Raw genomic sequence first — 25,624 nt, 5'->3', positions numbered from 1 at the left:
ACTGGGCTGCGCATCCTGCGTGGCCCATTTTTCCTGAAAGCACCCCATGACCAAACCGATCCTCTCCCTCAAAGGCGTCATGAAACGCTTCGGAGGCCTCACGGCGGTGAACGACGTCAGCTTTGACGTGCCGCAGGGCGAATTCCTCGGGATCGCCGGGCCAAACGGGTCGGGCAAAAGTACGCTGTTCAATGTCATGACCCGCGTCCCCTTTGGGCCAACTGCGGGTGAGGTTTGGTTTGACGGGCACAGGATCGACGCTATGGCCGCGCATAAGATCGCGCGGCTGGGCTTGGCGCGGACCTTTCAAAAGGATGTGGAGTTCCCCGACCTGACCGCGACCGATACCGTCGCGATTGCGGATGTCTACGGCGGTCAAAACACCCAAAACCATCAAGCACCGCTTGATATGGTGGATTTCGCCAAAGACCGCCGTGACATGCCAACGACTGAACTGTCGGTCTATGAACGCAAGCAATTGATGATCGCCTCCGCCCTTGTCACCAGCCCCAAAGTCCTGATGCTCGATGAACCAGCGTCGGGCCTGACACGGCCTGAAATCGCGGCGCTTGGAGTGCTCTTGCGCAAGATCAATGAAACCGGGGTGACGGTGATCTTGATCGAACATGTACTGGGGCTTTTGATGGACGTGTCCGAGCGGTTGATCGTGTTGAACCAAGGCAGCTTGCTGGCAGAGGGCGACCCGAAAGCCGTGATGCAAAACCCGGCTGTCGTTGAGGCTTATCTGGGGACACGCGCCGCATGACCCGCATATTAGAGGTGAAGGGGATCAAGGCCGCATATGGGTCTGTCACCGTGCTGCGCGGCCTCAGCCTGCATATGGCAAAGGGTGAGAATATCGGCCTTTTCGGCCCCAATGGCCATGGCAAGACCACGCTGCTGCGGGTGATTTCCGGCTTGATGAAACCGCTTGCCGGTGAGGTGCTGTTGAAGGGCGAAGAGATCACTGGCCAGCGGCCGTCTGCCATCGTGTCCAAGGGTGTTGTTCAATCCCAACAGGGTAACACGCTATTTGGGGATATGGCGGTGCGGGAAACGCTAGAAATGGCGGCCTTCACCAAACCGGCCCGTGCGGTTGCGAAGAACTCCCTTGAAATGGTCTATGACCTGTTTCCCCGGCTGGCCGAACGCGGCCCGCAAAAGGCCAAGACCTTGTCAGGAGGTGAGCGTCAGATGCTGTCCATTGGCGCCGCTCTCATGTGCGCACCCAAATTGCTGTTGCTGGACGAACCGACGCTGGGCCTGTCGCCGAAACTCAAACAAGAACTGGCCACAGCCCTCATGGAAATTTCAGCCCAGGTGCCCGTGATCGTCATCGAACAAGACGTCGAATTGCTTCTGTCACTGGCAGATCGGTTATATTTGGTCGAACACGGCGAGGTTGTCCGCGAAATCGCGAAAGACGACGCGCCGGACCACCAAGAAGTCATGAACATGTATTTCGGGGAGCATGCCTGAATGGACGCCCTGATCACGACACTTGTCTCGGGCATCGTCCTTGGCTCTCTCTATGCGCTGATGGCGAGCGGTCTGAGCTTGATCTGGACGACCCTTGGCGTGTTCAACTTTGCCCATGGCGCGCTGATGATGATCGGAGCTTTCGTCGCTTGGACCGTCTCCGAAGGCATTGGGCTGGGCCTTTGGCCTGGTCTTTTCGCAGGTATCGGTGCCGCCGCCCTGTTGGGCATCATCATCGAATTCCTGCTGGTGCGTCCTTTCTATGGGCGGCCCAATATGCTGCTCATTACCGTGATGACAACGCTGGCCGCCATGATCATTTTGGAGAAATCGGCCCAAATCATCTGGGGCGCCCGGCTGAAACAGCTGCCCCGTCTGGTCGAAGGTGACATCTCAATCCTTGGTGCGGTCATATCCCGGCATGAGGCTTTAATCGTCGTGATTGCACCGGTGATCCTGATTGGCCTTTGGGCCTTTGCCACCAAAACCGCGACCGGCAGATCGCTGCGCGCGGTGGGGCAAAATCAGGACGCCGCTGCCTTGCTTGGCGTCAATGTGCCCTTCACCTTTGCGCTCGCCTTCGGCCTCGGGGCCGCACTGGCGGGCCTGACAGGTGTGTTGCTGGGCGGCATCCGGTTCATTACACCGTCCTTGGGCGCAGAGCCGCTTGTCAAAGCCATGATCGTGGTGATTTTTGGCGGGCTGGGGTCGCTGGGGGCAACCGTCGGGGCGGCCTTCGTCATTGGCATCGCAGAGGCGTTTCTTGTGCTGGTCCTGGGCCTTTATTGGACCCCCTTCGTGCTGTTCCTGGGCCTGATCATCGTGCTGATCTTCCGCCCCAATGGCCTGTTTGGGAGGGTATGATGCGCGCTTTCCTGTACATTCTGTGCCTTGGCGCCTTGGCCATCGTGCCGCTCTTTGTGCTGGATAGCTACACGCGGCACCTGTTCATTCTCGCGTTCATCTATGCGGTCGTCGCGTCGAACTGGGACCTGTCGCTTGGTTATGCCGGGCTGTTCAACTTTGGCCACCTGACGTTCTTTTCCGTCGGCGTCTACACCGCTGCCATTGCCGCCAAGACATTCGGCATCGATCCCTGGCTTGCGATCCCGCTGGGTGGGATCACGGCAGCACTCGCGGCCCTGATCGTGTCACTCCCAGTGGCGCGGCTGAAGGGGATTTACGTTGTTCTAGTCACGTTCGGGTTCAGCCAACTGGTCTTGCAGCTGATACTGTCGCAAAGTCAGATCACCGGCGGGGCTGGCGGCATGGTGCGCATTCCGGGGCTGGAGATCGGTGACTACCGCTTCATTCGCGATTTCAAGTTCGGCTACTACTACGTCGCTCTTGGATTGCTCGCCATCTCGACGGGCTACCTGCTGTGGATCACACAAACACCTTTTGGCAAATCCTTGCTCGCCGTACGGGACAACGAAGACTACGCCAAGGCGCGCGGCATTTCGGTTGCGCGCCAACGGGTGTTAGCGTTGGTGGCAAGCGCGGTCTTTCCCGGCATCGCGGGTGGGTTCTTTGCCATTTACCTGCGCGTTGCCGCCCCCGAAGTGCTGAGCTTTGGTACCCTCAGTCTTGCCTTGTCGATGGTGTTAATCGGCGGCACGGCGACCGTCTATGGCCCCATCCTCGCCGCGATTGTCCTGACCTTTGCTACCGAAGCCATGGCGGGTTTGCGCGGCATGGAGGAGGCCCGCTTCATCGTTGTGGCCGTCGGCATGATCCTGGTCTTGCGTTTCGCGCCGGGCGGGCTTGCACGGATCGTCAGCCAAGCAGGTGCCAAGTTATTCAAGGACACAAAGACATGAAGAAAATCGCAGTTCTGGGCTTGGGCAAAGTTGGCACGCTCGCGTCGGAGCTGCTGCATGACGCGGGTTTTACCGTCACCGCCCATGACCAAGTCGCGCCGAAAGAGGACTTGCCCTTTGAGGTTAAAGGCACAGATGTCACAGACGCCGACGCCATTGCACGCGCCTTTGCGCAGGTCGATGCCGTCCTGTCCTGTCTGCCCTATCATCTGAACATCCGACTTGCAGAAGCAGCTGTGGCGGCAAACATTCACTACTTTGACCTGACCGAAGATGTGCCCACTACGAAGGCGATCCTTGATATGTCCACGCGTGCTGGCAAGCTCATGGCCCCGCAATGCGGCCTCGCACCCGGGTTCATTGGCATCGTGGGCGCGGATCTGATTGCGCGCCTTGATGAGTGTCGGTCCTGCAAACTGCGTGTGGGGGCCTTGCCGCAGAATCCAACGGGTCTGATGGGGTATTCGTTCAATTGGTCCCCAGAGGGCGTGGTGAACGAATATTTAAACGATTGCGAAGTGCTGGAAGACGGTAAGATCAAATCCGTCTCGCCCATGGAGTGGATGGAAAAAATCTACATCGACGGGGTCGAGTTGGAAGCCTTCACAACTTCGGGCGGCCTCGGCACTATGTGCGAGACCTATCATGGGCAGGTTCCCAATATAGATTACAAAACCATGCGCTATCCGGGCCATGCGGCGTTGATGAATTTCTTCTTTCATGAATTGTTGATGCGCGACCGGCGCAAAGAAGCGGGGGAAATTCTGGTCAACGCAAAGCCGCCCGTTTCTGAAGACGTGGTCTTTGTCCACGCCGCCGCCGAAGGCCTACGAGACCGAAAATTGGCGCGTGAAGAATTTGTCTGTGCCTACAAACCAAAACTTCTCGCAGGCAAAACCAGAACGGCCATCGCATGGACGACGGCATCGTCCGTCGTGGCGATCATCGAAATGGTGCGTGACGGGACCTTGCCAGCCAAAGGGTTCTTAAAGCAAGAAAATGTCGACCTAAACGCATTCCTGTCCACGACCACCGGCGCGCATTTTGAGCTGCCCAATTAATAACTTGAACGCAGTCGCTTGTTATCCATGCACCATTTGGAGGTTTGGGCTCCTAGGACACCTTCGCTGCATTTAAGATAGATGTCCGCTTTGGCGCGTTCTCAAAAGGCAAGCAAAGCCAAAGACGTTGGTCTTTCTGGGATCAAAGTCAAGATGCGTTAATTTCTTGAGTCCGTTCTAAATGCCTATGAAATGCACGGCGTAAACGAACTTGCTTTAACCAAGATCAATAATTTCTTGCGCGCCCGCTACGGCGGCGACAATGGTGCAAAGCATGTGCTGAGAGGAATACCGCAAATTAAGCAAGCATTCACAGAAATAAAGACCCACCTTTACTCCGACTTAGATAGAGATACACAACCACAACTTTTAGCGAACGCCTCAAAATCCCATAATTCTGACAGTCTGTATTGGAGCCACAACATACTGTCGGACGTCAGACATTGCGGATAAAGGACGAAGAAATAGTCCTTGGGACAATATAACCCTGCAGTTCCACAATAAGGGGGCACTTGGCGGATGGGGAACCGTCTAACCCCTGTTTCCACATGTTCATCAGGGTTCGCCAATATCCGCATTAATCGTTTATTTTCTGATAGTTATTTTCACAACTAATCATTGAAGTTCATTCATGGTCGCGCTAAACCCGAGGAAAGTGTGGGAACAAATGTGGGAACAGCATGTTATTGAGCGCGCAAAAAATCAAAGGTGCAAAGGCTGGAAGGCACGGCGACGGACGCGGGCTTTTCTTGTACGTGAAAGCCTCTGGTGCGCGCTCTTGGGTGCTGCGCTATCAAGTTCAAGGACGTAGGCGCGATCTGGGCCTTGGAGCTTTTCCAGATGTCTCTTTGGCAATGGCCCGAGAAAGAGCAACAGAGGCACGCCAACTGATTGCAAACGGCGAAGATCCAATTGCCAAGAAACAGCATGCAAAACCCAAGACATTCAAAGAGGCCGCACTTGAGTTAATCGAAAACAAGCGACACGGGTGGAAAAACGCCAAGCATGCCGCCCAATGGACTTCGACACTTGAAAGCTATGTATTTCCCAAGATCGGACAAATGCAAATTGCCAAGATCGAAACGGCAGACGTCGTTGGCGCCTTGCGACCCATCTGGTCAGATAAGCCAGAAACTGCCAACCGAGTGCGCCAACGTATCGAAGCCGTGATAGACTATGCCTCTGCGTTGGGTATTCGAACTGGCGAGAATCCGGCCCGTTGGCGCGGCCATCTTGATTATCTATTGCCAAGGCCAAAGAAGGTGCGCGCTGTGAAACACCACGCCGCCCTGCCCCATGCTGACATCGCAGACTTTATGATCGACCTTTCCAAACGAACCGGCGTCGCCTCAAGCGCGTTGGGCTTCACGATCTTAACCGCCGCAAGGTCCGGTGAAACGCGCGGCATGACTTGGGGCGAGATTGATATTGAGAACGCAACGTGGACTATCCCCGCCCAGCGCATGAAGGCAGGGAAAGAACACCGCGTCCCGCTAAACCAAGCCGCTATCGCTTGCCTTGGTCCACGTCGCGACGATGAAACGCTTGTCTTTGGAAGCGAAGCGAAGCCCGGCAAGCCAATCTCAGACATGAGCATGACGGCAGTTTTACGCCGCATGAAGCGAGACGACATCACAGTCCATGGCTTTCGGTCCACATTCAGAGACTGGGCTGGTGAGACGACCAGCTTCCCCCGCGAAGTCATCGAAGCCGCATTAGCCCACGGGATTAAAGACAAATCAGAAGCGGCCTATGCGCGATCTGACCTTTTCGACAAACGGCGTGATTTGATGGAAGCTTGGAGTAGCGCCGCTATTGAACCCAAAGATACAGGCAAAGTGGTTAGCATTATTACAGCATAAGTTCTTACTGAATATTTGCTCAAAGCCAACAGCGCCACATAGCGGACGATTAACTTCACTCAAAACATTGTCCGCTGTGCGGGACCAACCTGCCGTTGGATTTATGCGCCTAGAGGTATGCAACCCGAACTTTGCGTTGGTTGCCTCATCGTATTGACTGGGTTTCGGGCATACAGAGTATGAAAGATAGCCATAGTTCCAACAGCCGAAGTTCAATCATCAGGTCGCTCGACGTATCGCTTCCGCCATGGCTTCAGCCAGGTCTTGAGGGGCGTTATCGCCAATAAAGATGGATCTCTTGAATTTTGGCAAAGGTGGAAAGTTGTCTTTGGAAGTTAATATTTTCATGCCTTCTTCGACGCTGTCTTGGTAGATGACGCCAACTGCGAAACCGGCTCGGATCGCAGCCTTTTGGCTCATGATACCCGTACAGGCAAAGGCGACGTTGTAAGTGCGCCCTTGCTGATCCAGCGATACTTTCGGCAATTCCGCCAGCCAGCATCCATGGTCAATGATCGCAAGTGGCACGGGATCGTTTGCTTTGAGATTGAGCGTCTCGCTTGCGGCCCAGACCGCTTGTTGTTCGCGGAATACCTCGCCCGGGACAGTCGTTACAGCAGAGCAAACTGCGATATCCAACTCGTCCGCCCGGATCGCATTGGCAAAACTTGCAGTGCAGCCCGATGTTGCAACGACCTCGACACCTGGATTGGAACGGCGGAAATCTGACAGAGCTTTTTCCAAAACGCCCTCGTCGAAATCCTCTGGAATACCGACGCGTATGCGACCGTTCAGAGGTTCAGCAAAGAGTGACTTGATCCCCGCCAGTTCTGCCAAGCTACGCCGTGCGGCCGGTAGCAGCTTTTCCCCACTTGGAGATAGGGACATGCCTTTTCCATCACGCAGGAACAGGGATGCGCCCAACTCTTCTTCCAGTTTACGCAATTGCACGCTGATCGCGGATTGGCTTCGGTTCAACCGCGACGCGGCTAAGGTCAGGTTTTTGCAATCCGCAATCTCGACAAATGTCTTTAGGAGGTTGCCATCGGTGAAGTTGCGTTCGCTTTTTTGCATCTCATCGTTCATATCATTTCATTTTATTAAACACAATGCGCGCCTTACGTGTCGGTCAAGCAACGAACACCCGAAAGGAAAAGACGATGACCGACAAAGAGCAAATCATTGCAACTGTGACGGACTATATTGAAGGCATCCGTGATGGCAGTGGAGCCCGTGTCGCCAAGGCGTTCTATTCCAGCGTCAATCTGAACTCGCTGGATGCGGACAGAAGTCTTGTTCTGACGCCGCGCAGTGCGTTGGAGGCTTTGGCAGACAGCGGAACGCTTCCCCCAACAACAGCGAGATCACTCATGTTGAGATCAACAACGACATGGCTCTGGTCAAGGTCACCATTGATCTGCCGACGTTCCAGTTCTTCGATTTGCTGACCCTGCTGCGGCTGAACGTAGGCTGGAAGATCGTCTCCAAGACCTACACCACGGTCAACAAGTAAGGCTAAACAGATAATTCGATAGGAGGTACAGACATGACATCCCGCAAGATGACAGGCGCCGCACTCATCATGGTAACACTGGCGATGACGCCCGCATTCGCTGACATCAGTGAGGCCCGCAATTTCTATCAGTTTGAACCAACGGTCCTAACGTCTGGCCAACCCAGTGCCGCACAATTGGCTGAAGTTGTGGACGATGGCATCGAAGTTGTAATCAACCTCGTCCCGGAATCTGAAGGCATTTTTAACCCTGAAGAAGGAGAAATATTGGCGGCCCAAGGCGTCGAATATATCCATGTGCCAGTCAACTGGCGCGATCCCAAGGCCGAGGAATTTCAAACCTTTCTGAAGGCGATGGACCGTGTTGGTGATCGTAAGGTTCTTGTCCATTGCTGGGCGAATGCACGAGCTTCTGCCCTTGTGGCGGCACATCGCGCCATTCAAGCGCCGGATACGCAAGCCGCCGAACTTGAGCAGTTGGAAACCATCTGGAGCGACGTTGCGGGCTATGATTTTGCCCGAGACACAGTTTGGCAGGAATATTTGGCAGACCACATCGCAGGGGAAGCGCAGTGAAGCGGGGACCCTTGATATCAGCAGACGACTTGAACACCGTCATAGATGCACCAAACGTTAAGATCTTCGATGTGCGCGGTACTTGGGCATCGCCTGCACGGGCCTTGCCGGACGACTATGATGCGGGAAACATCCCCGGAGCCGTCTTTCTGGATTGGACCCGGCATTTCATCGCGCGGGGCGTTGCCCCTGGTTTGGCCCCGATAGCGGATGAAGCAGAGGCCCGAGCGTCCTTTACGGCGCTCGGAATCAATGAGGGCGACCTTGTCGTGCTCTACGATGCGTCCTCACACATGCATGCGGGTCGGATTTGGCTGGCCATGCGGCACTGGGGTTTTACCAATGTGCGTGTGCTTGATGGTGGGTGGTCGAATTGGGTTGCCAAAGGTTATCCGATTTCGACGGAGGTTACTCAGCCAACGTCAGGTAGCTATGAGCCGGTATTGCAACCTGGATTGAAGATCGACTTGGATGTGTTTCTTGCCGCGCAGGCAGAAGCCTGTGTCATCGATGCTCGCGGTGCTCAAAATTTTGCCGGAAACGAGGGTGATCCGCAGACAGGTCATATTCCCGGAGCGTTAAATGTGCCGTTTAGCGCAGTTCTGACCCCGGAAACAGGCGAGTTTCTTGATGATGTCGAAATCCGAGAAGCAATGGATCGCTTGGCGCCGGAGTGGAAGTCCAAACCTCTCATAGCTTCTTGTGGATCTGGGTATGCCGCTACGGTTGTTCTTCTTGCTTTGGCTAAGATTGGCGAAAAAGGAACGCTATTCGACGGATCATTTGCCGAATGGAAACAAGACCCGAGCCGCCCTGTCGCACAGGGCTCATAGAGTTCCGCTCTCGCTGAATTACGCAAAGGACGATATCAATGTCTGGAAACCCTGTACCGAACCGAATTCTCTACACGATGCTGCGCGTCTCCGATTTGGAGCAATCTCTTAAGTTCTACCAAGACGCTTTTGGTATGCGCGAACTGCGCCGCGAGACGTTTCCTGACGGAAAATTCACCCTCGTCTTCATCGGATACGGCGATGCCGCGTCAGATGCCGTGATCGAACTGACCTACAACTGGGATGACACAACATACGATCTGGGGAACGCCTATGGTCATATCGCGCTGGAAGTCGACGATATTTATGCGATGGAACAACATCTAATCGCAAAAGACGTGAAAGTGACCCGTGCCGCAGGACCGATGACATTTGCACCCGAAGAGACCGGCCTGAAAGAGGTCATCGCTTTCATTGAAGATCCAGATGGATATCGCATCGAGTTGATCGAGGCTCACTTGGCCGCTTGAGGTTTAGCAAACCATCATTTCCCGAAGCCATATGACCCGCCGTCGTGTTTTCCAACGCATGAACGGCTCAAGAGGAAAAAAATGACCACTATTCTTAACGTCAATTCAAGCGTCAGAATGACTGACTCCGCATCTCGTCTTGCTGGTAAGCAATTGATCGAACAGCTTGAAGCACGGCATCCTGATGCCAGTATTATCCGCCGCGAAGTGACCGACGATGCTGCGTATATGACGGAGGAATGGGTTGGTGCCAGCTTTTCTGCACCTCCTGAACGCTCAGATGCCCAGACCGAACTTCTTAAGACCTCTGACAAGCTGGCCCAGGAGGTGTTGGATGCAGACATCTTGGTCATCACGGTATCCATGTACAACTTCGGCATCCCTGCGCCGCTGAAGGCTTGGATCGATCAAATCGCTCGACCAGGTCTGACGTTCCGTCCTGACCCGGAACACACCTACGTTGGACTAGCTACGGGGAAGTCAGCGTATCTATGTGTGGCCACAGGCGAAACCGAAGTGGGTGGGAACATGGATTTTGTGACGCCATATCTAAAGCACGTCCTTGGGTTTCTTGGCATTGAAGACGCAAAAATCGTCTCCGCAGATATGTCTGTTTTGGATGGAGATACATTAGGATCAAGAATAGATGCCCAAGTGCTGCAGGCGGTAGCAGACTAGGCTGAAGCTGCGTTGCGATGACACTCTTTGGAACCCATCAAACTGAGCAGCGCACAAAGGCGACAAAGTGGATTAGGCCAAACCCACCGCTAATGGCGGCGGCACCGGTAAGACCTAACCAAAGTCTGTCCGGCCAGTTTTGTGTCCAGCCGGAATAGGCGGCACGCAATGCCCATAACAGGAAGCCCGTCGCCATCGCCAGACTTGCAAACATACCGAAGATACCTGTCATACAGGATTGCGTTGATAAGGGGTTTTCAAGGGTAAACAGCACCGACAGAATAGCCCCAAGGGACTGAAGCAGGAGAAGGACAACAACTGTTTTCAACGCGCTCTTTCCACACAGACCTTTATGGGCAGGAGAGAAATAGCCCCTAAAAATTCCTAAGGTAACCTTATGATGAATTTTGTAGGCTATTTCCAGATCAGGCGTGTGGCCTTTTGAGGCTGAATAACTCTGTCACTCGGGCGTAGTCACGGTAGCCCAGACGTGCCAACGGCTGGAATTTGGTCACATCGAAAATGCCGTCGATCAGGTATTCATCCTGCAAATGGATGCCAGTTACTTCGCCAAAGACCACCATGTTTGCCTCGCCCGGCAGATCAACGACTTTGACCAACTTACACTCCATGCTGGCCGGGGCCGCTGCCACGCGCGAACATGCGATGGTGGCGCAGTCTTCGCGTTCCAATCCCGCAAGATCGAACTCGTCGACATCACGCGGTGCGGGGGCCGAAGTTGCGTTCATGGCGTCACGCATCTCAAACCCGACGACATTTACGCAGAACACACCTGTGTCGATGATGTTGCCAACCGAGTCCTTGCCGCGCGCGCGGTCTGCTTTGCTAGCGGTAGAGGCGAACATGACTTGGGGAGGCTCGTATGACACTCCGTTGAAGAACGAATAAGGTGCGAGGTTTTCGGACCCATCATTGCCGCGTGTTGATATCCAACCAATTGGGCGCGGAGTGATGAGCGCGTTAAAGGGGTTATGTGGTAGACCGTGGCCGTTGCGAGGTTCGTAAAACATGGGTCATTTCCTGGTGTTAAGGATCTGCGCCTGTTGTGTCGGCGCAGACCAAAATGTGTGCCTTATGCGGCTTGGTCACCTAGATCGCGGTTCATGGAGTAGGTGCCCATGTGGGAGGCTTCAGCCAGCACATGACCTTTGATCGCGGCTAGGGCATCTGCGCCCGTAAACGCGCCATCAAGGTCAACCTGTTCGACATCCAGTGCATAAACGCTGAAGTGATAGTGATGGATGATGCTGTCATTCCACGGTGGGCATGGGCCGTCATAGCCGCCGTAATCGCCGCCCATATCCGCGTCACCAGCGAACCAATCGGTATAGCTGTTGATGCCCGTTTTCCCGTAAGATCGCTGACCAGCGGTCTTGCCGCCTGGCGTCACACCAAGGCTGTCCGCGCCTTCGGCGATTTCGCGTGTCGAGGCAGGGATGTTCACCAAGACCCAGTGGTAGAAGTCTACGCGTGGCAGGTCGGCGGGAACGGTTTTGCCCTCTTGGTTTACATCTTCGCCTGACGACGGCACATCCGGGTCATGCATGATTACGGCGAAGGACTTTGTGCCTTCGGGCGCGTTTGACCAGCTGATCTCAGGGTTGATATTGTCAGAGGTGTCGAACCGGCCTTCTGCCGGGATTTTACCAAAGGCGAATTTTTCTGGGATCGGCGCGCCATGCGCCCAAGCTTTGAGAGTGATGTCCATGGGATTGGTCCTGTTGCAAATGTAGGGGGTAGCGCCCCGACAGAGTGCCGAGGCGCGTTGTTTTAGCGGTTGTAGACTGCGGTGATGGTTGAAGACGCCAAGCTATTCGCGTTCACCATGAAGCCTGCAAGTGCGTTGCTCACCGAATTGTCGATCTCAAGCGTTGTGCCCAAGGCGTGGACGGTGAACTCGTAGCGGTGAACTTCACCTGGAGGAGGACATGCGCCGCCGAAGCCCTCCGCACCGTAGTCATTGGTCAGCTGGACGCCGTTCACGTCGCTGCCACTAGGCAATGATGTCACATCCGCAGGAATGTTGAAGGCAAACCAGTGCCACCAGCCCGAACCTGTTGGTGCGTCTGGGTCATAGACAGTGACGGCGAAGCTTTCGGTGCCTTCAGGCGCGCCGGACCATTCCAGTGTTGGAGCCACATTGCCACCTTCGCAACCAAAGCCTTGGAAGACAAAGTCAGAGCTCAGCTGCTGGCCTTCGGCAATGTCTGGGCTGGTCAAAGTGAAGCCGTCGGCCATGACCGGTGCTGCGAGTGTTGTTGCCAAAGCGGCAGCGAGGAAAACGTTACGTGTCATTGGGATAATCCTTTCTAGGATTGTTTGTTGTTGATGAAGCTAACTTAGCCATCACAACGCGGTGCCGCTTCCGGCTCCCAATCAAGAATTATCGGATTTCGATCAATGTGCAGCCAAACGGATATCTTTTGGCTTAATCCCGAACCTTTTGCGGAATGCGTCGGAAAAGTGCGACGGTGTTTTGAACCCGCAATCCAGCGCTATTTCCGAGACTTGGGCATCGGTCGTCTGAAGCTGGCTAAGCCCGTGTTCCAACCGCGTGTGCAGCAAGATTTTGGCAAAGCCTTGCCCGCCCTTTGAAAGCCAACGCCGCATAGTCGCTTCGCTCATCGCAAAATGTTCGGCGACCTCGTCGGCCATCCAAGAGTGGCTGAGGTCTGTTTCGATCAAGCTGCGGACCTGACTGATCGGATCGTCTTCGACTTGTGTGGGCAACTGAAAGCCTTGCTCACGCAGCCATAACAGTGGCTCTAACAGCCGATGGTCGCGGATGGTGTTGGGTAGCGCTTCGTTGTCCAGCGTGTCTTGGATGAGGTTTAGAATGTCCGCGGGATTGTTTTCAGCCGCGCGGACGATTTGCACGCCATTCTCAGCATCGGATTTCGGAAGGTCAGAGAAGACAGAATTGATCAGATCATGCGTGTAGCAAACGCCCAAGGCACGGTAGTCGCCTTCCATCACGGGGCGGTTTTCCATCGTCACCATGGATCCGGGCGGGAAGATCATCAGATCGCCCTCTTCGCCGAGCATTTCACCCTGCTTGGGGCTAAGGACGTATTTGCTGCCGCGTTGGATGAAGAAAAAGAATGTAAGACGGAAATAGAGTTCCGTAAAAGTCGCCGTGGTGGCCTGTGTGATTGGAAAAATAGAGACTTTGCTATCCACGACGTGTCCTTGAGTGTTGGGGCACAGATTTGATAATCGCTGTGCCCCGTTTTGTCAGGCCACTTTTGGCAAAGTAGAGGGCACACCACCCGCCAGCAGCGCCCCGCCACCGGGGGCAACTTCTGTAAGATCCAAACTACGCAGGATTTGACGTGTTGTAGCAACCGCCGCAGACATGGTTGGCAGGCCGGATGCGCGTTCGATCATTTCAATGGATGGCAGTGAAGGCATCTGCACACAGGCCGACGCGACGATGGCATCCACGCCGCGCAGATCCAGTTTGCGCCACAGCTCCGCCGGGGCCGTTGGGTCTTGGGAGGCGACCTCCAGATTGTCGGGGATTTCGAGGGCGAGGAAATCCTGCACTTCAATCCCCTCGTTTTCGATGTAATCGACAACAAGTTTCGTGAGTGGCTTCATATAGGGACAGATGATCGAGACCTTCTTGACGCCCATATCCTTCAGCCCATCAATCAAAGCACCGGCGGAGTTCAAGACAGGCGTCGGGCAACCGTTGTCGACGGTGGCTTGGTTCAGTTTGCGGTACGATTCATGATGATATCCCAGTCCCATCGACATGATCGCAACAAGACAAGCGTAGGCTTGGACCTCGACCGCCGCGTCGGACAGTTCCGTGGCGCAGCGCACACTGTCTGCGTCCATCGCCTCCAGCTCTTCTTTCACAACGCTCTTCATCCGCATCCGCGAAGAGTGAAAGGTAAAGCGTTCCGGCAAGATGGTTTCCCGGGCCTTTAAGAGCGCCGGGATTTCGGTTTCCATGGTCACGTTCGAGCTGGGGACGATCAAGCCAACGCGGCGGTAGTGCGATGTATAGGACATTGGTTTTTCCTTTTAATTTAAGGGTTAAAGCGCAGGGCCCATGACGGCCTCTGGCAACCACGTGGCGATGCCGGGGAAGACGCACAGCAGGACAATGGCGAGCAACATGCAGGCCACGAAGGGCAGCGAACCTTTGAGGATGGTCTTGAGCGAGATGTCTGGCGCGATGCCGTTGATCACGTAGAGGTTCAGGCCAACCGGTGGTGAGATCAGGCCGATCTCCATGTTGATCGTCAGAATAACAGCGAACCAGATCGGATCAAATCCAGCAGTCGTGATGATCGGCAACAAGATGGGTGCCGCCATCAAGATCACAGCAACTGGCGGCAAGAAGAAGCCAGCAATGATCAAGAAGATATTCACCGCGATCATCAGGACCCACGGGTTCACATCCAGCGTGCCGATCCAAGTTGCGATGCTTTGTGTGATGAACAGGCTCGACAGCATGTAGGAAAACACACCGGCTGCGGCGATGATGAACAGGATCATCACGCTTTCCTTGGTACTGTCCTGCAAGATCGTCCAGATTTTGCGGACGTCGTAGAGTTTGTAGATCATGATGGCGACTGCGAGGCACAGAAGCGCACCGACAGCGGCTGTTTCGGACGGTGTCGCAACACCGCCGTACATTGCATAGAGCACACCGATGATGATGCCGATGAAGGGCAGCACGCGGGGAAGGACTTCGAACTTTTCTTTCCAAGTGTAGCTGCGCGCAGTCAGCAGGTTGGAGTCGCCGGACTTCCATGTGGCGTAGAGCGACCACGCCATGAACAGACCAACAAGCAGCAGACCCGGAAAGACACCGGCCAGAAAAAGACGACCAATCGAAGTCTCGGTTGCGATGCCGTAGACGATCATTGTGACAGAGGGCGGGATTAGGATGCCCAACGTGCCGCCCGCCGCGATAGAGCCTGTTGCGATCTCCTCAGGGTAGCCACGCTTGCGCATCTCGGGGATGCCCATTTTGCCGATGGCGGCACAGGTCGCAGGGCTGGACCCCGACATCGCTGCGAACAAGGCGCAAGCCCCAAGGTTAGAAATAACCAAGCCCCCCGGCACGCGGGTCAGCCACCGTTCCAGAGCTTCGTATAGGTCAGCCCCGGCGCGGGTTGAGGCGATCGAGGCCCCCATGATGATGAACATCGGGATCGACAGAAGCGCGAAACTGTCGAGTTTTCCAAAGAAAATCTCGGGCATCAGTTCAAGCGAGCGCATGCCATCAAAGATCACCAGAAAGCCTGCGGAGACGACGAGCAACCCAACACCGACGGATACGCCAGAGAACAGGACAAGGATGGTACAGATGCCGACGAGGGCACCAAGAATGAGGGGGTCCATTACGATGCCTCCAGCCCAAAGGGCGTTTCAGATTTCGTGAGAAGGGCTACAAGATCGGCGATCAATTGCAGCAGCAACAGTCCAAAGCCCACAGGCAAGGACAAGTAGGGTATCCACAAAGGGACAGCCGTCACAGTGTCCGATGTCCAGCCACGTGCCCAAGCGAAGTGCCAATATTCATAGCCGTAAAACAGCATCACGCATGTAATGGCGATAGAGAGCGTCAGGGTGATGATGGCCAGCCCAAACCGTGCCTTACCTTTCAGTGCCAGTGGGATGAGGTCCACATTCACGTGGCCCCGTTGAAACTGAACAAACGGTAATCCGATGAGGGTCGCAGCAATCACCAAGAACACAACAATCTCGGTCTGCCAAACGGTTGACCCGTTCAACGCAAAGCGGATGAAGATCATTTGGCATGTCAGAAAGACAGCCGCCAAAATCATCAAGGCAGAGCACCACCCAGCGACGCTAGAGATATTTTGGACCGTACGTACAAAGGCATTCTCGCTCTTTGTGCGTTGGGTAGCCGAAGGGGTATGGCCAGCCATGACGTTCTCCTTCCAATTGGGATGGGATGGGCGAGAGGCAGCGTGCCCCTCGCCTTTGGGTTCACTCGACCGCGAGCGCCATATCAAGCAGCTCTTGGCCACCTTCGACATCAGCCACAAACGCGGCGTAAGATGTTTCCTGGGCCAGTGCCTGCCATGCCGCGAAATCATCCGCCGTCATTTCGGCGATCTCGACACCAGCTTGGCGGAACACTTCAACTGACGCGGCATCTTGCAGTTTGGCCTGTTCAAGATAATGCGCCTCGGCCACCTCTGCCGCGGCAAGGAGCGCTGTTTGTTGCTCTTCGGACAAACCCTCGAACGTGGACTTGTTCATCAAAAGCGGTTGGTAAAGGAACCATAGCGCAATGTCGGACGCAGGCGTGTAGCAGGCCACCTGTTCAAAAATCCGGTATGATACGAAGGAGGAAGACGACGTGTTTGCCGCGTCCAAAACGCCCGTTTGCATGGCTGAATAAATCTCGGATGACGCCATAGATGTGATCGACGCATCCGCACCCACCAGCATCTGCTCAAACGACTTACCCGCCGCACGGGTCTGCAAGCCTGCCACATCATCTGGATGCGTGATGCAAGTGTCTTTGCCGACAAAACCGCCCGCGAGGTAGCCATGGACCAGGACCATTACATCATCTTCGGCCATCTTTGCCTCAAGCGCTTCCATAAAGGGCGATTGGCTCAGACGGGCCGCGTGATCATGGTTTTTCACAAGACCCGGCATAAGCGTCAGGTTGAATGCCGGTTGCTGGCCACCTGCATAGGACAGTGGGAAGACTGTCATGTCCAACTGCCCGCGTGACAACGGACGATACTGTTCGCGCGGCTTAAAGAGCGACTTTGACGGGAAGATGGTGATCTCAAGATCGACACCGGCTGTCGCGACTTCATCAGCGACAATCTGGGCCACTTCATGACGCACATCACTGGTGGACCATTGGTGAGACAAGCGTAACTCCTCCGCCTGCGCGACCCCTCCCGCAACGGCAAATGAGAGCACGGCTGATTGGATAAATTTGTTCATTTTGATTCCTCCTATGGATTCTTATTTGTATTATATGTATACATATAGCAACTAAAAAAATGCACATGGATCGTTTTTTGCCTAGCGAAAGAAACGCACCGCACCTATGTAGAGACGCGAAAGGAATGCTTATGCCGCGCGCATCAGATACGCTCATAGAGCAGCTAAAACATGATATTTTCAGTGGCTTACTAAAGCCTGGTGATCAGCTCGAAGAGGCTGATCTCGCCGCGCGCTTTGGTGTCAGCCGGACGCCAATTCGCGAGGCGATCCGGTCTATGGTTGATTGCGGGCTCCTTGAAACGCGGCCCCGCAAAGGGGCCATCGTGCGTGTTCTGACGGCAAAAGAGCTCAACGACCTGTTCGAAGTTGCCGCTGAATTGGAGGGCATGGCCTGCCGTTTGGCCAGCGATCTGCTTACACTTTCGGGCAAGAAAGACATCGAAGCGGGCTTGGAACAATGCGGTGCAGCCGCCGCAGCCGAAGACATTCCCGGCTACGCCGAAGCCAATCTGGCATTCCACGCGGCCATTCACAAAGCCAGCGGCAACGCGTGGCTTGTCGATCAACTGGATCAGATCCAGGCGCGGATCAATGTCTATCGCCTGATGCCTTACGAAGTTGTTGGCCGTTTGGGAAAGTCGCTCGCAGAACATCGTAACATTAGCGATGCTATCTTTGCCAAAAACGGTGCACTGGCCAACACTCTGATGCGCGACCACATGATGCTACAGGGGGCTAGATTGCCGAGTTTGCTGAAAGCTCTGGAATGAGTTTTCTTGCATTCAACAATTTGCTATCGACAGCATAAGGCGCGATCTCAGAAACCAGTTTGCAGAGCTGACAATACAAAATTCAAGCGGAGCAGTATAGTTCTTCGAATGGCAGCATTCAGCGCTTCGTTTCGGTACGTGAACTGTGCAGCATTTGGTAGGTTTGGGCTCATAGCGGTCATTGCCTGCCTGACGGCGCTTGGGATGGCCGGAAGGCCACTATGCGGACAAAGCACCATTTCGCTGCGGCTGCGCCAACGTCCGCACTTAGGTTTCAGACTAGCCCTGCTAGTCTTGCGAAGGGGTCTACATTTGGGTCTCGGTGCCAAGAGTATTCGCATCCTAAGGCAGTCTTTTCTGCCTGCTCCACACCATAGAGGTTCGCCAGAGCCCCAAGTGCCATATCAGTCCCAGCCGAAACGCCTGAAGATGTAAAGAATTTGCCGTCCTCGACCCATCGCGCCTGCTTTACCCATTGAACCTTCGGCGCAAGATGAACCGTTGATGTGAAGTCCATCTTGTTTGTCGTGGCCCGTTTGCCATCAAGCAAGCCTGTCATCCCAAGTACGATGGTGCCCGTGCAGACCGCCATGACCCGTTCCGCGTTTTCTGACACATCTCGTATCCACTGAAGAAAATCTGGCGCAATACATTCTTCGAGAGCGCTGTCACCGCCAGGTATGAAGAGCAAATCATACTCAGTACGCTCTGACATCGTGATGTCTGGCACAATCCTTTGACCATGACGGCTAGGCACCGGGTCGGCTCCGGCGGCAACCGTAATCACGTCTATTTCGTAGGTGGGATCACCCAACATTTCCATCGGGCCAAAATAGTCCAGCGTTTGGAAACCCGGAAATACAAGGGCAGCAAGAGTTCTCATTTTCATTTCTCCTAAATCGTCCTGCTCTCTGGATAAGAGGTTTGATTTATGGCATAAATGACAACATGCCCTCTTTTCACGCCAACGTGCCAAAACCTAGCACCGACAAACCGAATGTTGTTTTTCTGGTCTATGATGGCATCGTGTTGCTGGACCTTGTGGGGCCACTGCATGTGTTTTCTCGTGCTTGCGAAGACGAAACAAATGATCTGGCCTATAACACCCATATTGCGTCAGTGAAGGGCGGTCCGGTCCAAACGAACACTATTGTTCACGTGGATAGTACGCCCCTTACGGAGCTATGCGATGCCTCCCGGGGATTGAAAATCGACACTTTGGTGATTGTTGGTGGTGATGGCGCGAATGCTGCCGAAAAAAATAGGGAACTGGTAGCGCAAGTTGCCGCACTTTCAGACAAGGCCAGACGCACTTGTTCGGTTTGTTGCGGTGCCTTTTTGTTGGCCGCAGCAGGTTTGCTGGACGGCCGTCGCGCTGTGACGCATTGGGAGGATTGCACACTTCTGGCGGCGCGTTTTCCAAGGGTGAATGTCGAGGTAGACCCAATTTATATCAAGGAAGGCCCAATTTGGACATCAGCCGGAATAACAGCGGGCACTGACATGGCCCTTGCTGTCGTTCGTGAAGACTTGGGGCCAGGTTCCGCATTAAGTTTGGCAAGGTCGCTGGTGACCCCGATGATCAGGTCTGCGGGACAATCCCAATTCAGTTCCGATCTTGCGCGCCAGACCCGAGATTCAGAGGGCGAATTTGCAGCGCTACACAATTGGCTGCGAGATAACTTGGCAAAGCGCATCAACGTTAGCGACATGGCCGAAAGATGCGCCATGAGTTCGCGCAATTTCTCCCGACGTTATATGGCAAAGGTGGGCCTGACGCCCGCCAATTCCTTGGAGGAAATGAGAGTAGAAGCTGCGAGAAATCTTCTTGTAGAAACAGATCACGGTATCAAAATTATCGCACGGCAATGTGGCTTTGGTGACCAAGAAAAAATGCGAAGAGCATTCCATAGACGTTTGCGCACATCTCCTTCCAGCTATCAGTCGTCGTTTCACGAAAGCTGACATTCATGCTCCGCGCAGCATCGGTAACAATGGGCTCGAAGCGGTCATCTGACGCATTATGTCGGGTTTCCCCGTTAACATGACCCCCTTCGATGTCGGTTTGGCGGAACTAATTTCGCGTCAACCAAGCGTCGGGGGTGATCGCGTTGCGCTCCACAGTATTATGGTCCGAACAGCAATTCAGGCGCGCGTCGCAATGGGTCACTATCCTCATTGGCGCGCGCTAGCGTCCAGCACCCTTGGAGGGTGATGAATAGCCGTTCGGCGTGTTGCTGAGATATCTCGTCCGTTTCGCCGAGCCGACTAGCGTGGCCTGCGATACTGGCAATCCAACCATCGAAGTAAGTCGCCGATTGGGCGCGGAACTCTGCACGATCAGGCCCTGCAAACAGAATTTCTGATATTGGACACCCGGTGTGTTTGCCCATCAGCTCGAACAGCTTTGCCAATTTGTGAAATAGCGTTGTGGCCCCATCTTTATAGGTAGAGGCACTTTCAAAGGCATCGTTGATAATCCGCAACATTTCCCGGTCGGCAAGAAACGCAGCTTCAAGTGCGAGGTCGGTCTTACCGTTTGGAAAGTGGTGATAAAGCGATCCTTTCGGCAATCCAGCTGCTGCCAAAATTTCGGTCAATCCTACGCCGTCGAAGCCCTTCTCTTGAAAGAGCTTGGCAGCTGTCCATGCAAGTTTTTCTTTGGTTGAAGCGTTCATAATGTTTCTTTTGACATGATTAGACCGGTTGGTCTAGAGTTCGACTAGACCAGTCGGTCTAGTTGGGGGAAGTATGATGAATGCGCACGAACAAATAGACATATCATCGAAAAAGGAGCCTGTGTCGTTTCTCTCAGGTGAATACAAACTAAACGGCGAACTCTTTTGCCCGACCCAGTCACCTCGTGCTGTTGTAGTGATCAATCCGGCAACTGGCGTGAAGGCCAGATTCTATGCAGATTTTGCAAAGTGGCTTTGCGACAACCGAGGATTTGCAGTTCTATTGTACGATTATCGTGACTTTGGAGCGTCTGCATCTGCTCACGTCAAGACCTCGAAAGCGACGATGTCTGATTGGGGGGTTCACGACGCTCAGGCAGCCCGTGACTTTGCAGCCGCCCGCTTTCCTAGTACGCCGCTCTGGGTAATTGGTCACTCTCTCGGCGGTCTCTGCTTGCCATTTCAAACAGGGCTTGACCGTATTGCTCGTGTGATCGCCGTGTGCAGCGGTCCGGTCCACACCACCGACCATCCTTGGCCATATCAAGTAAAAGCTCGATTGTTTTGGCACGGACCCGTTCCTATTCTAGCAAATCTTGCGGGCTATCTTCCTGGCAAGCGTCTTGGCGTCGGTCCCGACTTGCCTCTGGGGGTCTATAAGCAATGGAGAAAATGGTGCACGAGCCGTAGTTTCTTTTGTGACGACTTTGGAACCCGTTTACCGTATCCAGATTGGCGCGGATTGACAGCGCCAATGCAATTCATTGCCGTCTCTGATGACACATTGGTACCAGCATCAGCAGTCTGGCGGCTTATGCGCTTTCATCCGGAAGCGCCGAAAACCCAACTCGTTTTGCGACCCTCGGACTTTGACCTCGCTGAAATAGGCCATATCAATGCTTTCTCCACTCGATCCAGCGCAACATGGGATTCATTGATCGAGTGAAAAGGGGAATGCCAGAGACATTTCGCCGCCCGCGCGCTCCACTGTTAGCTCGCAACTTTGAAGTCATGCCGGTCAGAGTATCGTTTAGCTGCCAGCGTTTGGGTCCGTTAGATGTTTTGACACCTTTGCCAATGCTGACAACAGAGCCTTCTGCTCAGTGTCGTTCAAAGCGCTTAGCATGGCTCCAGCGTTTCGAAGGTCTTGGCGAATGATAGCCTCGATCACTTCTGATCCTTGTTTTGGCAAAGACAGGACAACAGCACGTCCGTCTTCCTTGTCTTTCTCCGACTGGACAATCCCGCGTTTTACGAGAGATGTAACTGCAGTCGAGATGGTCGTGCGCGGTACCGACAAGACGTCCGCAAGATGTGAGGGGCGACAACGACCCTCCGCTTGAAGAATGCGCAGCTTATTAAAATAGAGCGGGTTGAATGGGATGAGGCCTTCTGCAGGTGCCCCCTGTTTGCCTGCAACCAGCAACGCCCGAATGATCAGATTGAGATATGCGCCTAACGATCCATTATTTCCCGCAACTGGCTTGCTTGCCAATTCCAACGCTGGCTTTGAACGCAACGGGTTTGAAAGACGGCACTGGAAAACGACAGAACCCGTTCGCAAAATTGTTAACCAAGCATTCGATAATGCAGGGCAACCGAATTATGGTCCACACGCATTCCGGCATATGCTCGCGCGGCACGCAGTAGACACATCGCAATCCGTCGCAGAAATCGTAGCTGCGTCTCAGAACCTTGGCCACGCTAGTCTGTTGGTCACTTTGACCAGTTACGGTCAGATCAGTCGCGAAAGACAGCGTGAACTTGTAACGGGTGAAAAGTAAAAGCACGGTGGTTTGGACTTACTGCGTATCAAAAACGGCGTTGACCAAGGGCGAAATGTGGGAACAAATGTGGGAGCAAATTTCTTTTCCTTACGAAAATCGTTATATTTTAGTGACTTGATGGGTAAATGTGGCGGACTGGGGAGGATTCGAACCCCCGACCCCTTGATTCGTAGTCAAGTACTCTATCCAACTGAGCTACCAATCCGCGTAACGGGGGATTTAACGCCGCCCCTTTGGCTTTGCAAGCGCAAAGCGGGCAATTGCAGCTTTATTCAGCGGCCTGCTCCAGTTCCAGAGGGTTCTTGGGCAAAGTGATCGCGAATTCCGTTCCCGATGGGTCGGTTTTCACCAATGTAAGCCCGCCACCATGGCCGCGGATCAGCTCAGATGCAATCACCAGGCCAAGCCCTGTGCCGCCTTTACGGACACCGCCCTCAAAGGCCGTAAACAGGTTTTCTTGCGCCTTGGGAGGCAAACCCGGGCCGGTGTCACAGACCGCGATTTGCCAGAAATCCTCGCCTTCAGAGCCCTTCACTTTAATCCGTCCCGGTTTGCCGGTCGCCTCAATCGCTTGGCGCGCGTTGCGTACGAGATTGCCAAGGACGCGGAACAGCTGTTCCCCATCAGCGCGCACCGCCATCCCGGGCGGCACTTCGTCTTCGAGCACGACTTGACCGTTAACGGCCAGCTTTTCGCCCTCGATCACGTCTTCAATCAGATTGGCCAAGGGCACCATGGACAATGACGGGGGCGGCTCCTCAACGCGGCCAAAGGCCAGGGTGCCTTCGCATAGGTTCACGGCGCGGCTGAGCGAATTGACCAGTTTCGGCGCCGAGCGTTGGACAGCCGGGTCTTCACTGAGCTCCATCCGGTCAGCAAGCAACGTGGCCGTCGTCAAGATGTTGCGCAGATCGTGGCTGATTTTGGCGACGGCGCCACCAAGTTGGGCAAGCCGTTCTTTTTGTTTGAGCGACCCGGTGAGCTGCGTTTGCATCGCTGCGAGCGCTTCCTCAGCGGAGCGCAATTCGGTGATCTTGGCGCGCGGCGAGATGATGCGTCGCGCGTCCTCGGGGGCTTCTGCGTAGACCTCCATATGGCGCACCACACGTTTAACAGGTTTGACCATAAACCTGCGCACCGCCACAAATAAAAGCAGTGCCGAGATCACCGAAATAACCAATGACAGCAGCAGAATGCGCAGACCGTAATCCACCATCGCTGCACGCAACGGGGCCTGCGGCATGGTCACGTCGATCATGGAACCCGCTTCATTTGTAGGCGAACCAATGGCACGGATAACGCCTTCGGCCGGTATCGCCAGCTGCATCAATGCGCCTTGGATCAGGTAGAAGGCAGACGGATCGCGCAGGTCGACCATGGTCGTGACTTGCCCGGGCACAGGCGATGACAACACCAATTGGCTTACCGCGTTGCGTCTGAGCGCCACGTTATAGACGCCAGCATTGTCCAGTAGTTCCTGCGCCAATTCTGCGGAAATCATCTCGTCTTCCGACGCCAGAACCGACAGGGACGCAATTTGCGCCTTCTCCAGGCGGATGTTCAGGTAGTCCTGTCTGAACCGGGCAATTGAGGGCACAAAAATCAGGACTTCGGCTATCATCACGAAGATGACCGAAAGGATCAAAAACCTTCCTGATAGCGATCTGATCACCGAATACCCCTCCTAAAGGCGTAGCTCAGGGCAAATACCTTTGCACAAAGCCCACCACACGTTTGACCATCGCACTTTCGAACAGCCTAGGCGAGAAATAAGCACCCGCCGCGCGTTTGTTAACCTCTCCCAGCGTCGGATAAGGCGCAACCATTCCGGCAACCTGGCTCATTTTCAGATTATTCGCGATTGCAAGCGCCCAGACCCCGATAAGATCACCGGCCGATGCACCCACAATGGAGGCGCCCACCGGCCGCCCTTTTGCCACCATTACCTTGATCAAGCCTGTGGTTTTCCCCTCAGCAATAGCGCGATCGTTTTCGTGAAATTCGAACCGGGCGATTTCCAGCGCGGTGCCAAATTTTTTGCGCGCTTGCGCCTCGGTCATCCCGACTTGTGCAAGCTCAGGGTCCGTATAGGTGGCCCAAGGGATATGGCCCTGCTTGGCCTTTGACGGCAGCCCAAACAAGATTGACCGGATTGCCACACCGGCGTGATAGCCCGCAACATGGGTAAATTGTAGCTGCCCGGCCACATCACCAATAGCGTAGACCTTTTTGTTGGTCGTGCGCAGGCTATCGTCCACTCTAATGCCACGCCGGTCGAATGTGATACCGGCTTCATCCAAGCCCAGATCATTAACATTCGCGGCGCGGCCGACGGCGACCAGAAGGTGGCTTCCTTTGAACACACGGCCATCTTTTGCCGTAACTGTAATGTCACCCGCCGTGTCGGTAATTTTCTCCGCCAAAGCACCTTCTTCGATGACCATGCCCTCCGCGCGCATGCGGTCCAGTACAATGGCGGCAAGTTCCGGGTCGTCCTTGCCCATGGCTTTGTCGCCCTCGATCACCGTGACCTTGGAACCGAGCCGTAGGTGGGCTTGCGCCATCTCGATCCCGATTGGCCCGCCACCAATGATCAGCAAATGCTCGGGCAGATCACGCAGGTCCCATAGGCTTTCATTTGTCAGATAAGGGACGTCGTCGAGCCCCGGAATTGGCGGCACAAACGGGGCAGAACCCGTCGCCACGACAATGCGCCGTGCCGTGATCTGATGCGCGCCAGCTTGCACGATGTCTTTATTGATAAAGCGGCCACGTTCTTGGATCACGCGCACGCCCAGCCCTTCAAACCGTTCCACGCTGTCAACAGGTGCAATCGTTTCGATGACATGGTTCACATGGTCTTTCGCAGCGGCGTAGTCGACTTTTGGTTCCACGTCAGCGACGCCAAACTTTGCACCGTTTCGCAAACTATGCGCCTGCTTACCTGCAGCGATCAGCGCCTTGGACGGCACGCAGCCATAGTTGAGACAATCGCCACCCATCTTGTGGTCTTCGAGCAGCACCACATCAGCGCCCATCTGGACCGCGCCCGCCGCGACCGACAAGCCGCCAGACCCTGCGCCAATGACCAACAGGTCGGTCTTTACCTTTTCCATGTC

29 protein-coding genes and 1 tRNA gene are annotated in these 25,624 nt (G+C 54.6%); 14 read left to right on the top strand and 16 right to left on the bottom strand.

Translation table 11 applies throughout. The annotated features are described in order from the left end of the window. Window positions 1-46: 46 nt before the first annotated feature. The 6 genes from ACZ1G7_RS16050 to ACZ1G7_RS16025 all read left to right on the top strand — a co-directional run bounded on the left by ACZ1G7_RS16050 (window position 47) and on the right by ACZ1G7_RS16025 (window position 6,222). On the top strand, window positions 47-766 hold the full coding sequence (locus ACZ1G7_RS16050) for an ABC transporter ATP-binding protein (RefSeq protein ID WP_472660389.1): 720 nt from the start codon (window positions 47-49) through the stop codon (window positions 764-766). After that, the gene (locus ACZ1G7_RS16045; RefSeq protein WP_472660388.1) at window positions 763-1,479 is read left to right on the top strand and encodes an ABC transporter ATP-binding protein; all 717 of its coding nucleotides are present in this window, start codon (window positions 763-765) and stop codon (window positions 1,477-1,479) included. Before ACZ1G7_RS16050 ends, ACZ1G7_RS16045 begins: the two co-directional genes overlap by 4 nt. Continuing rightward, window positions 1,480-2,343 carry a branched-chain amino acid ABC transporter permease gene (locus tag ACZ1G7_RS16040; protein ID WP_472660387.1) on the top strand — a complete coding sequence of 288 codons (864 nt, stop codon included), beginning with the start codon at window positions 1,480-1,482 and terminating at the stop codon, window positions 2,341-2,343. It begins immediately after the preceding gene. Then, window positions 2,343-3,299: a branched-chain amino acid ABC transporter permease gene (locus tag ACZ1G7_RS16035; protein ID WP_472660386.1), complete on the top strand. Its 957-nt coding sequence runs from the start codon at window positions 2,343-2,345 to the stop codon at window positions 3,297-3,299. The genes ACZ1G7_RS16040 and ACZ1G7_RS16035 overlap by 1 nt, the downstream gene beginning before the upstream one ends. Further along, window positions 3,296-4,360 (top strand): saccharopine dehydrogenase family protein, encoded by a 1,065-nt coding sequence (locus ACZ1G7_RS16030; protein ID WP_472660385.1) that lies wholly within the window; start codon window positions 3,296-3,298, stop codon window positions 4,358-4,360. The genes ACZ1G7_RS16035 and ACZ1G7_RS16030 overlap by 4 nt, the downstream gene beginning before the upstream one ends. Window positions 4,361-5,040: 680 nt before the next feature. Continuing rightward, entirely contained in the window at window positions 5,041-6,222 is a 1,182-nt protein-coding gene (locus ACZ1G7_RS16025) for a tyrosine-type recombinase/integrase (RefSeq protein WP_472660384.1), read from the top strand. A 219-nt stretch (window positions 6,223-6,441) separates the two neighbouring features. On the opposite strand, the gene ACZ1G7_RS16020 is transcribed toward ACZ1G7_RS16025, so the two are convergent. After that, on the bottom strand, window positions 6,442-7,308 hold the full coding sequence (locus ACZ1G7_RS16020) for a LysR family transcriptional regulator (protein ID WP_472660383.1): 867 nt from the start codon (window positions 7,306-7,308) through the stop codon (window positions 6,442-6,444). 304 nt (window positions 7,309-7,612) lie between these two features. Between ACZ1G7_RS16020 and ACZ1G7_RS16015 the strand changes: the two genes are divergently transcribed. The 5 genes from ACZ1G7_RS16015 (at window position 7,613) to ACZ1G7_RS15995 (ending at window position 10,292) form a co-directional block, all read left to right on the top strand. After that, window positions 7,613-7,735, top strand: coding sequence for a nuclear transport factor 2 family protein (locus ACZ1G7_RS16015; protein WP_472660382.1), 123 nt, complete (start codon window positions 7,613-7,615; stop codon window positions 7,733-7,735). 33 nt (window positions 7,736-7,768) lie between these two features. Then, window positions 7,769-8,311, top strand: coding sequence for a protein tyrosine phosphatase family protein (locus ACZ1G7_RS16010; RefSeq protein WP_472660381.1), 543 nt, complete (start codon window positions 7,769-7,771; stop codon window positions 8,309-8,311). 29 nt (window positions 8,312-8,340) lie between these two features. Further along, window positions 8,341-9,144 carry a sulfurtransferase gene (locus tag ACZ1G7_RS16005; RefSeq protein ID WP_472660380.1) on the top strand — a complete coding sequence of 268 codons (804 nt, stop codon included), beginning with the start codon at window positions 8,341-8,343 and terminating at the stop codon, window positions 9,142-9,144. Between the two features lie 38 nt (window positions 9,145-9,182). Beyond that, entirely contained in the window at window positions 9,183-9,614 is a 432-nt protein-coding gene (gloA, locus tag ACZ1G7_RS16000; protein WP_472660379.1) for a lactoylglutathione lyase, read from the top strand. Window positions 9,615-9,695: 81 nt separating this feature from the next. Then, window positions 9,696-10,292, top strand: a complete 597-nt coding sequence (locus tag ACZ1G7_RS15995; RefSeq protein WP_472660378.1) for an FMN-dependent NADH-azoreductase — start codon at window positions 9,696-9,698, stop codon at window positions 10,290-10,292. Between the two features lie 37 nt (window positions 10,293-10,329). On the opposite strand, the gene ACZ1G7_RS15990 is transcribed toward ACZ1G7_RS15995, so the two are convergent. From ACZ1G7_RS15990 to dctP, 9 genes are all read right to left on the bottom strand, one after another. Next, window positions 10,330-10,620 (bottom strand): hypothetical protein, encoded by a 291-nt coding sequence (locus ACZ1G7_RS15990; RefSeq protein WP_472660377.1) that lies wholly within the window; start codon window positions 10,618-10,620, stop codon window positions 10,330-10,332. Window positions 10,621-10,717: 97 nt separating this feature from the next. Next, entirely contained in the window at window positions 10,718-11,323 is a 606-nt protein-coding gene (locus tag ACZ1G7_RS15985; RefSeq protein WP_472660376.1) for a flavin reductase family protein, read from the bottom strand. Window positions 11,324-11,385: 62 nt separating this feature from the next. Next, window positions 11,386-12,021 carry a YbhB/YbcL family Raf kinase inhibitor-like protein gene (locus tag ACZ1G7_RS15980; protein WP_472660375.1) on the bottom strand — a complete coding sequence of 212 codons (636 nt, stop codon included), beginning with the start codon at window positions 12,019-12,021 and terminating at the stop codon, window positions 11,386-11,388. A gap of 62 nt (window positions 12,022-12,083) precedes the next feature. Beyond that, a complete protein-coding gene (locus ACZ1G7_RS15975; RefSeq protein WP_472660374.1) occupies window positions 12,084-12,608 on the bottom strand; it encodes a YbhB/YbcL family Raf kinase inhibitor-like protein in 525 nt (174 codons plus the stop codon). Between the two features lie 102 nt (window positions 12,609-12,710). Next, window positions 12,711-13,493 (bottom strand): helix-turn-helix transcriptional regulator, encoded by a 783-nt coding sequence (locus ACZ1G7_RS15970; RefSeq protein WP_472660373.1) that lies wholly within the window; start codon window positions 13,491-13,493, stop codon window positions 12,711-12,713. A gap of 54 nt (window positions 13,494-13,547) precedes the next feature. Further along, a complete protein-coding gene (locus tag ACZ1G7_RS15965) occupies window positions 13,548-14,333 on the bottom strand; it encodes a maleate cis-trans isomerase family protein (protein ID WP_472660372.1) in 786 nt (261 codons plus the stop codon). A 24-nt stretch (window positions 14,334-14,357) separates the two neighbouring features. Further along, window positions 14,358-15,674, bottom strand: a complete 1,317-nt coding sequence (locus tag ACZ1G7_RS15960; RefSeq protein ID WP_472660371.1) for a TRAP transporter large permease — start codon at window positions 15,672-15,674, stop codon at window positions 14,358-14,360. Then, window positions 15,674-16,225, bottom strand: coding sequence for a TRAP transporter small permease (locus ACZ1G7_RS15955; protein WP_472660370.1), 552 nt, complete (start codon window positions 16,223-16,225; stop codon window positions 15,674-15,676). The genes ACZ1G7_RS15960 and ACZ1G7_RS15955 overlap by 1 nt, the downstream gene beginning before the upstream one ends. A gap of 61 nt (window positions 16,226-16,286) precedes the next feature. Further along, the gene (gene dctP / locus ACZ1G7_RS15950; RefSeq protein ID WP_472660369.1) at window positions 16,287-17,267 is read right to left on the bottom strand and encodes a TRAP transporter substrate-binding protein DctP; all 981 of its coding nucleotides are present in this window, start codon (window positions 17,265-17,267) and stop codon (window positions 16,287-16,289) included. Window positions 17,268-17,398: 131 nt separating this feature from the next. On the opposite strand from dctP, the gene ACZ1G7_RS15945 reads away from it, so the two are divergent. Next, the gene (locus ACZ1G7_RS15945) at window positions 17,399-18,040 is read left to right on the top strand and encodes a GntR family transcriptional regulator (RefSeq protein WP_472660368.1); all 642 of its coding nucleotides are present in this window, start codon (window positions 17,399-17,401) and stop codon (window positions 18,038-18,040) included. A gap of 274 nt (window positions 18,041-18,314) precedes the next feature. Here ACZ1G7_RS15945 and ACZ1G7_RS15940 read toward each other — a convergent pair whose 3' ends face one another. Beyond that, window positions 18,315-18,923 carry a DJ-1/PfpI family protein gene (locus ACZ1G7_RS15940; RefSeq protein WP_472660367.1) on the bottom strand — a complete coding sequence of 203 codons (609 nt, stop codon included), beginning with the start codon at window positions 18,921-18,923 and terminating at the stop codon, window positions 18,315-18,317. Window positions 18,924-18,964: 41 nt separating this feature from the next. Between ACZ1G7_RS15940 and ACZ1G7_RS15935 the strand changes: the two genes are divergently transcribed. Next, window positions 18,965-20,005 (top strand): GlxA family transcriptional regulator, encoded by a 1,041-nt coding sequence (locus ACZ1G7_RS15935; protein ID WP_472660366.1) that lies wholly within the window; start codon window positions 18,965-18,967, stop codon window positions 20,003-20,005. A gap of 161 nt (window positions 20,006-20,166) precedes the next feature. Here the strand turns inward: ACZ1G7_RS15935 and ACZ1G7_RS15930 are convergent, their stop codons facing one another. Continuing rightward, the gene (locus tag ACZ1G7_RS15930) at window positions 20,167-20,718 is read right to left on the bottom strand and encodes a TetR/AcrR family transcriptional regulator (protein ID WP_472660365.1); all 552 of its coding nucleotides are present in this window, start codon (window positions 20,716-20,718) and stop codon (window positions 20,167-20,169) included. 73 nt (window positions 20,719-20,791) lie between these two features. Here ACZ1G7_RS15930 and ACZ1G7_RS15925 point away from each other — a divergent pair, with 73 nt between their 5' ends. Next, the gene (locus ACZ1G7_RS15925) at window positions 20,792-21,664 is read left to right on the top strand and encodes an alpha/beta hydrolase family protein (RefSeq protein WP_472660364.1); all 873 of its coding nucleotides are present in this window, start codon (window positions 20,792-20,794) and stop codon (window positions 21,662-21,664) included. Between the two features lie 84 nt (window positions 21,665-21,748). Here ACZ1G7_RS15925 and ACZ1G7_RS15920 read toward each other — a convergent pair whose 3' ends face one another. The 4 genes from ACZ1G7_RS15920 to ACZ1G7_RS15905 form a co-directional block, all read right to left on the bottom strand. Continuing rightward, window positions 21,749-22,219, bottom strand: coding sequence for a MarR family winged helix-turn-helix transcriptional regulator (locus ACZ1G7_RS15920; RefSeq protein WP_472660363.1), 471 nt, complete (start codon window positions 22,217-22,219; stop codon window positions 21,749-21,751). A gap of 414 nt (window positions 22,220-22,633) precedes the next feature. Continuing rightward, window positions 22,634-22,710: transfer RNA gene (locus tag ACZ1G7_RS15915), tRNA-Arg, on the bottom strand. A 63-nt stretch (window positions 22,711-22,773) separates the two neighbouring features. Continuing rightward, window positions 22,774-24,177: a sensor histidine kinase gene (locus tag ACZ1G7_RS15910; protein ID WP_472660362.1), complete on the bottom strand. Its 1,404-nt coding sequence runs from the start codon at window positions 24,175-24,177 to the stop codon at window positions 22,774-22,776. Between the two features lie 25 nt (window positions 24,178-24,202). Further along, a complete protein-coding gene (locus ACZ1G7_RS15905; RefSeq protein WP_472660361.1) occupies window positions 24,203-25,621 on the bottom strand; it encodes a dihydrolipoyl dehydrogenase family protein in 1,419 nt (472 codons plus the stop codon). Window positions 25,622-25,624 lie beyond the last annotated feature (3 nt).

The organism is Litoreibacter sp. JB4-2, from assembly GCF_055693445.1.
This window is presented reverse-complemented; position numbering and strand designations above follow the sequence as displayed.

What these genes read in the sequence shown, in the direction of transcription:
- gloA (WP_472660379.1), top strand. Translation starts at nt 9,183, where the DNA reads ATGTCTGGAAACCCTGTACCGAACCGAATTCTCTACACGATGCTGCGC.
- ACZ1G7_RS16030 (WP_472660385.1), top strand. Translation starts at nt 3,296, where the DNA reads ATGAAGAAAATCGCAGTTCTGGGCTTGGGCAAAGTTGGCACGCTCGCG.
- ACZ1G7_RS16015 (WP_472660382.1), top strand. Translation starts at nt 7,613, where the DNA reads ATGGCTCTGGTCAAGGTCACCATTGATCTGCCGACGTTCCAGTTCTTC.
- dctP (WP_472660369.1), bottom strand. Translation starts at nt 17,267, where the DNA reads ATGAACAAATTTATCCAATCAGCCGTGCTCTCATTTGCCGTTGCGGGA.
- ACZ1G7_RS16010 (WP_472660381.1), top strand. Translation starts at nt 7,769, where the DNA reads ATGACATCCCGCAAGATGACAGGCGCCGCACTCATCATGGTAACACTG.
- ACZ1G7_RS16040 (WP_472660387.1), top strand. Translation starts at nt 1,480, where the DNA reads ATGGACGCCCTGATCACGACACTTGTCTCGGGCATCGTCCTTGGCTCT.
- ACZ1G7_RS15985 (WP_472660376.1), bottom strand. Translation starts at nt 11,323, where the DNA reads ATGTTTTACGAACCTCGCAACGGCCACGGTCTACCACATAACCCCTTT.
- ACZ1G7_RS15925 (WP_472660364.1), top strand. Translation starts at nt 20,792, where the DNA reads ATGATGAATGCGCACGAACAAATAGACATATCATCGAAAAAGGAGCCT.
- ACZ1G7_RS15995 (WP_472660378.1), top strand. Translation starts at nt 9,696, where the DNA reads ATGACCACTATTCTTAACGTCAATTCAAGCGTCAGAATGACTGACTCC.
- ACZ1G7_RS15945 (WP_472660368.1), top strand. Translation starts at nt 17,399, where the DNA reads ATGCCGCGCGCATCAGATACGCTCATAGAGCAGCTAAAACATGATATT.
- ACZ1G7_RS15955 (WP_472660370.1), bottom strand. Translation starts at nt 16,225, where the DNA reads ATGGCTGGCCATACCCCTTCGGCTACCCAACGCACAAAGAGCGAGAAT.
- ACZ1G7_RS16045 (WP_472660388.1), top strand. Translation starts at nt 763, where the DNA reads ATGACCCGCATATTAGAGGTGAAGGGGATCAAGGCCGCATATGGGTCT.
- ACZ1G7_RS16050 (WP_472660389.1), top strand. Translation starts at nt 47, where the DNA reads ATGACCAAACCGATCCTCTCCCTCAAAGGCGTCATGAAACGCTTCGGA.
- ACZ1G7_RS16025 (WP_472660384.1), top strand. Translation starts at nt 5,041, where the DNA reads ATGTTATTGAGCGCGCAAAAAATCAAAGGTGCAAAGGCTGGAAGGCAC.
- ACZ1G7_RS15975 (WP_472660374.1), bottom strand. Translation starts at nt 12,608, where the DNA reads ATGACACGTAACGTTTTCCTCGCTGCCGCTTTGGCAACAACACTCGCA.
- ACZ1G7_RS15905 (WP_472660361.1), bottom strand. Translation starts at nt 25,621, where the DNA reads ATGGAAAAGGTAAAGACCGACCTGTTGGTCATTGGCGCAGGGTCTGGC.
- ACZ1G7_RS15940 (WP_472660367.1), bottom strand. Translation starts at nt 18,923, where the DNA reads ATGAGAACTCTTGCTGCCCTTGTATTTCCGGGTTTCCAAACGCTGGAC.
- ACZ1G7_RS15980 (WP_472660375.1), bottom strand. Translation starts at nt 12,021, where the DNA reads ATGGACATCACTCTCAAAGCTTGGGCGCATGGCGCGCCGATCCCAGAA.
- ACZ1G7_RS15965 (WP_472660372.1), bottom strand. Translation starts at nt 14,333, where the DNA reads ATGTCCTATACATCGCACTACCGCCGCGTTGGCTTGATCGTCCCCAGC.
- ACZ1G7_RS15960 (WP_472660371.1), bottom strand. Translation starts at nt 15,674, where the DNA reads ATGGACCCCCTCATTCTTGGTGCCCTCGTCGGCATCTGTACCATCCTT.
- ACZ1G7_RS15930 (WP_472660365.1), bottom strand. Translation starts at nt 20,718, where the DNA reads ATGAACGCTTCAACCAAAGAAAAACTTGCATGGACAGCTGCCAAGCTC.
- ACZ1G7_RS16035 (WP_472660386.1), top strand. Translation starts at nt 2,343, where the DNA reads ATGCGCGCTTTCCTGTACATTCTGTGCCTTGGCGCCTTGGCCATCGTG.
- ACZ1G7_RS16020 (WP_472660383.1), bottom strand. Translation starts at nt 7,308, where the DNA reads ATGAACGATGAGATGCAAAAAAGCGAACGCAACTTCACCGATGGCAAC.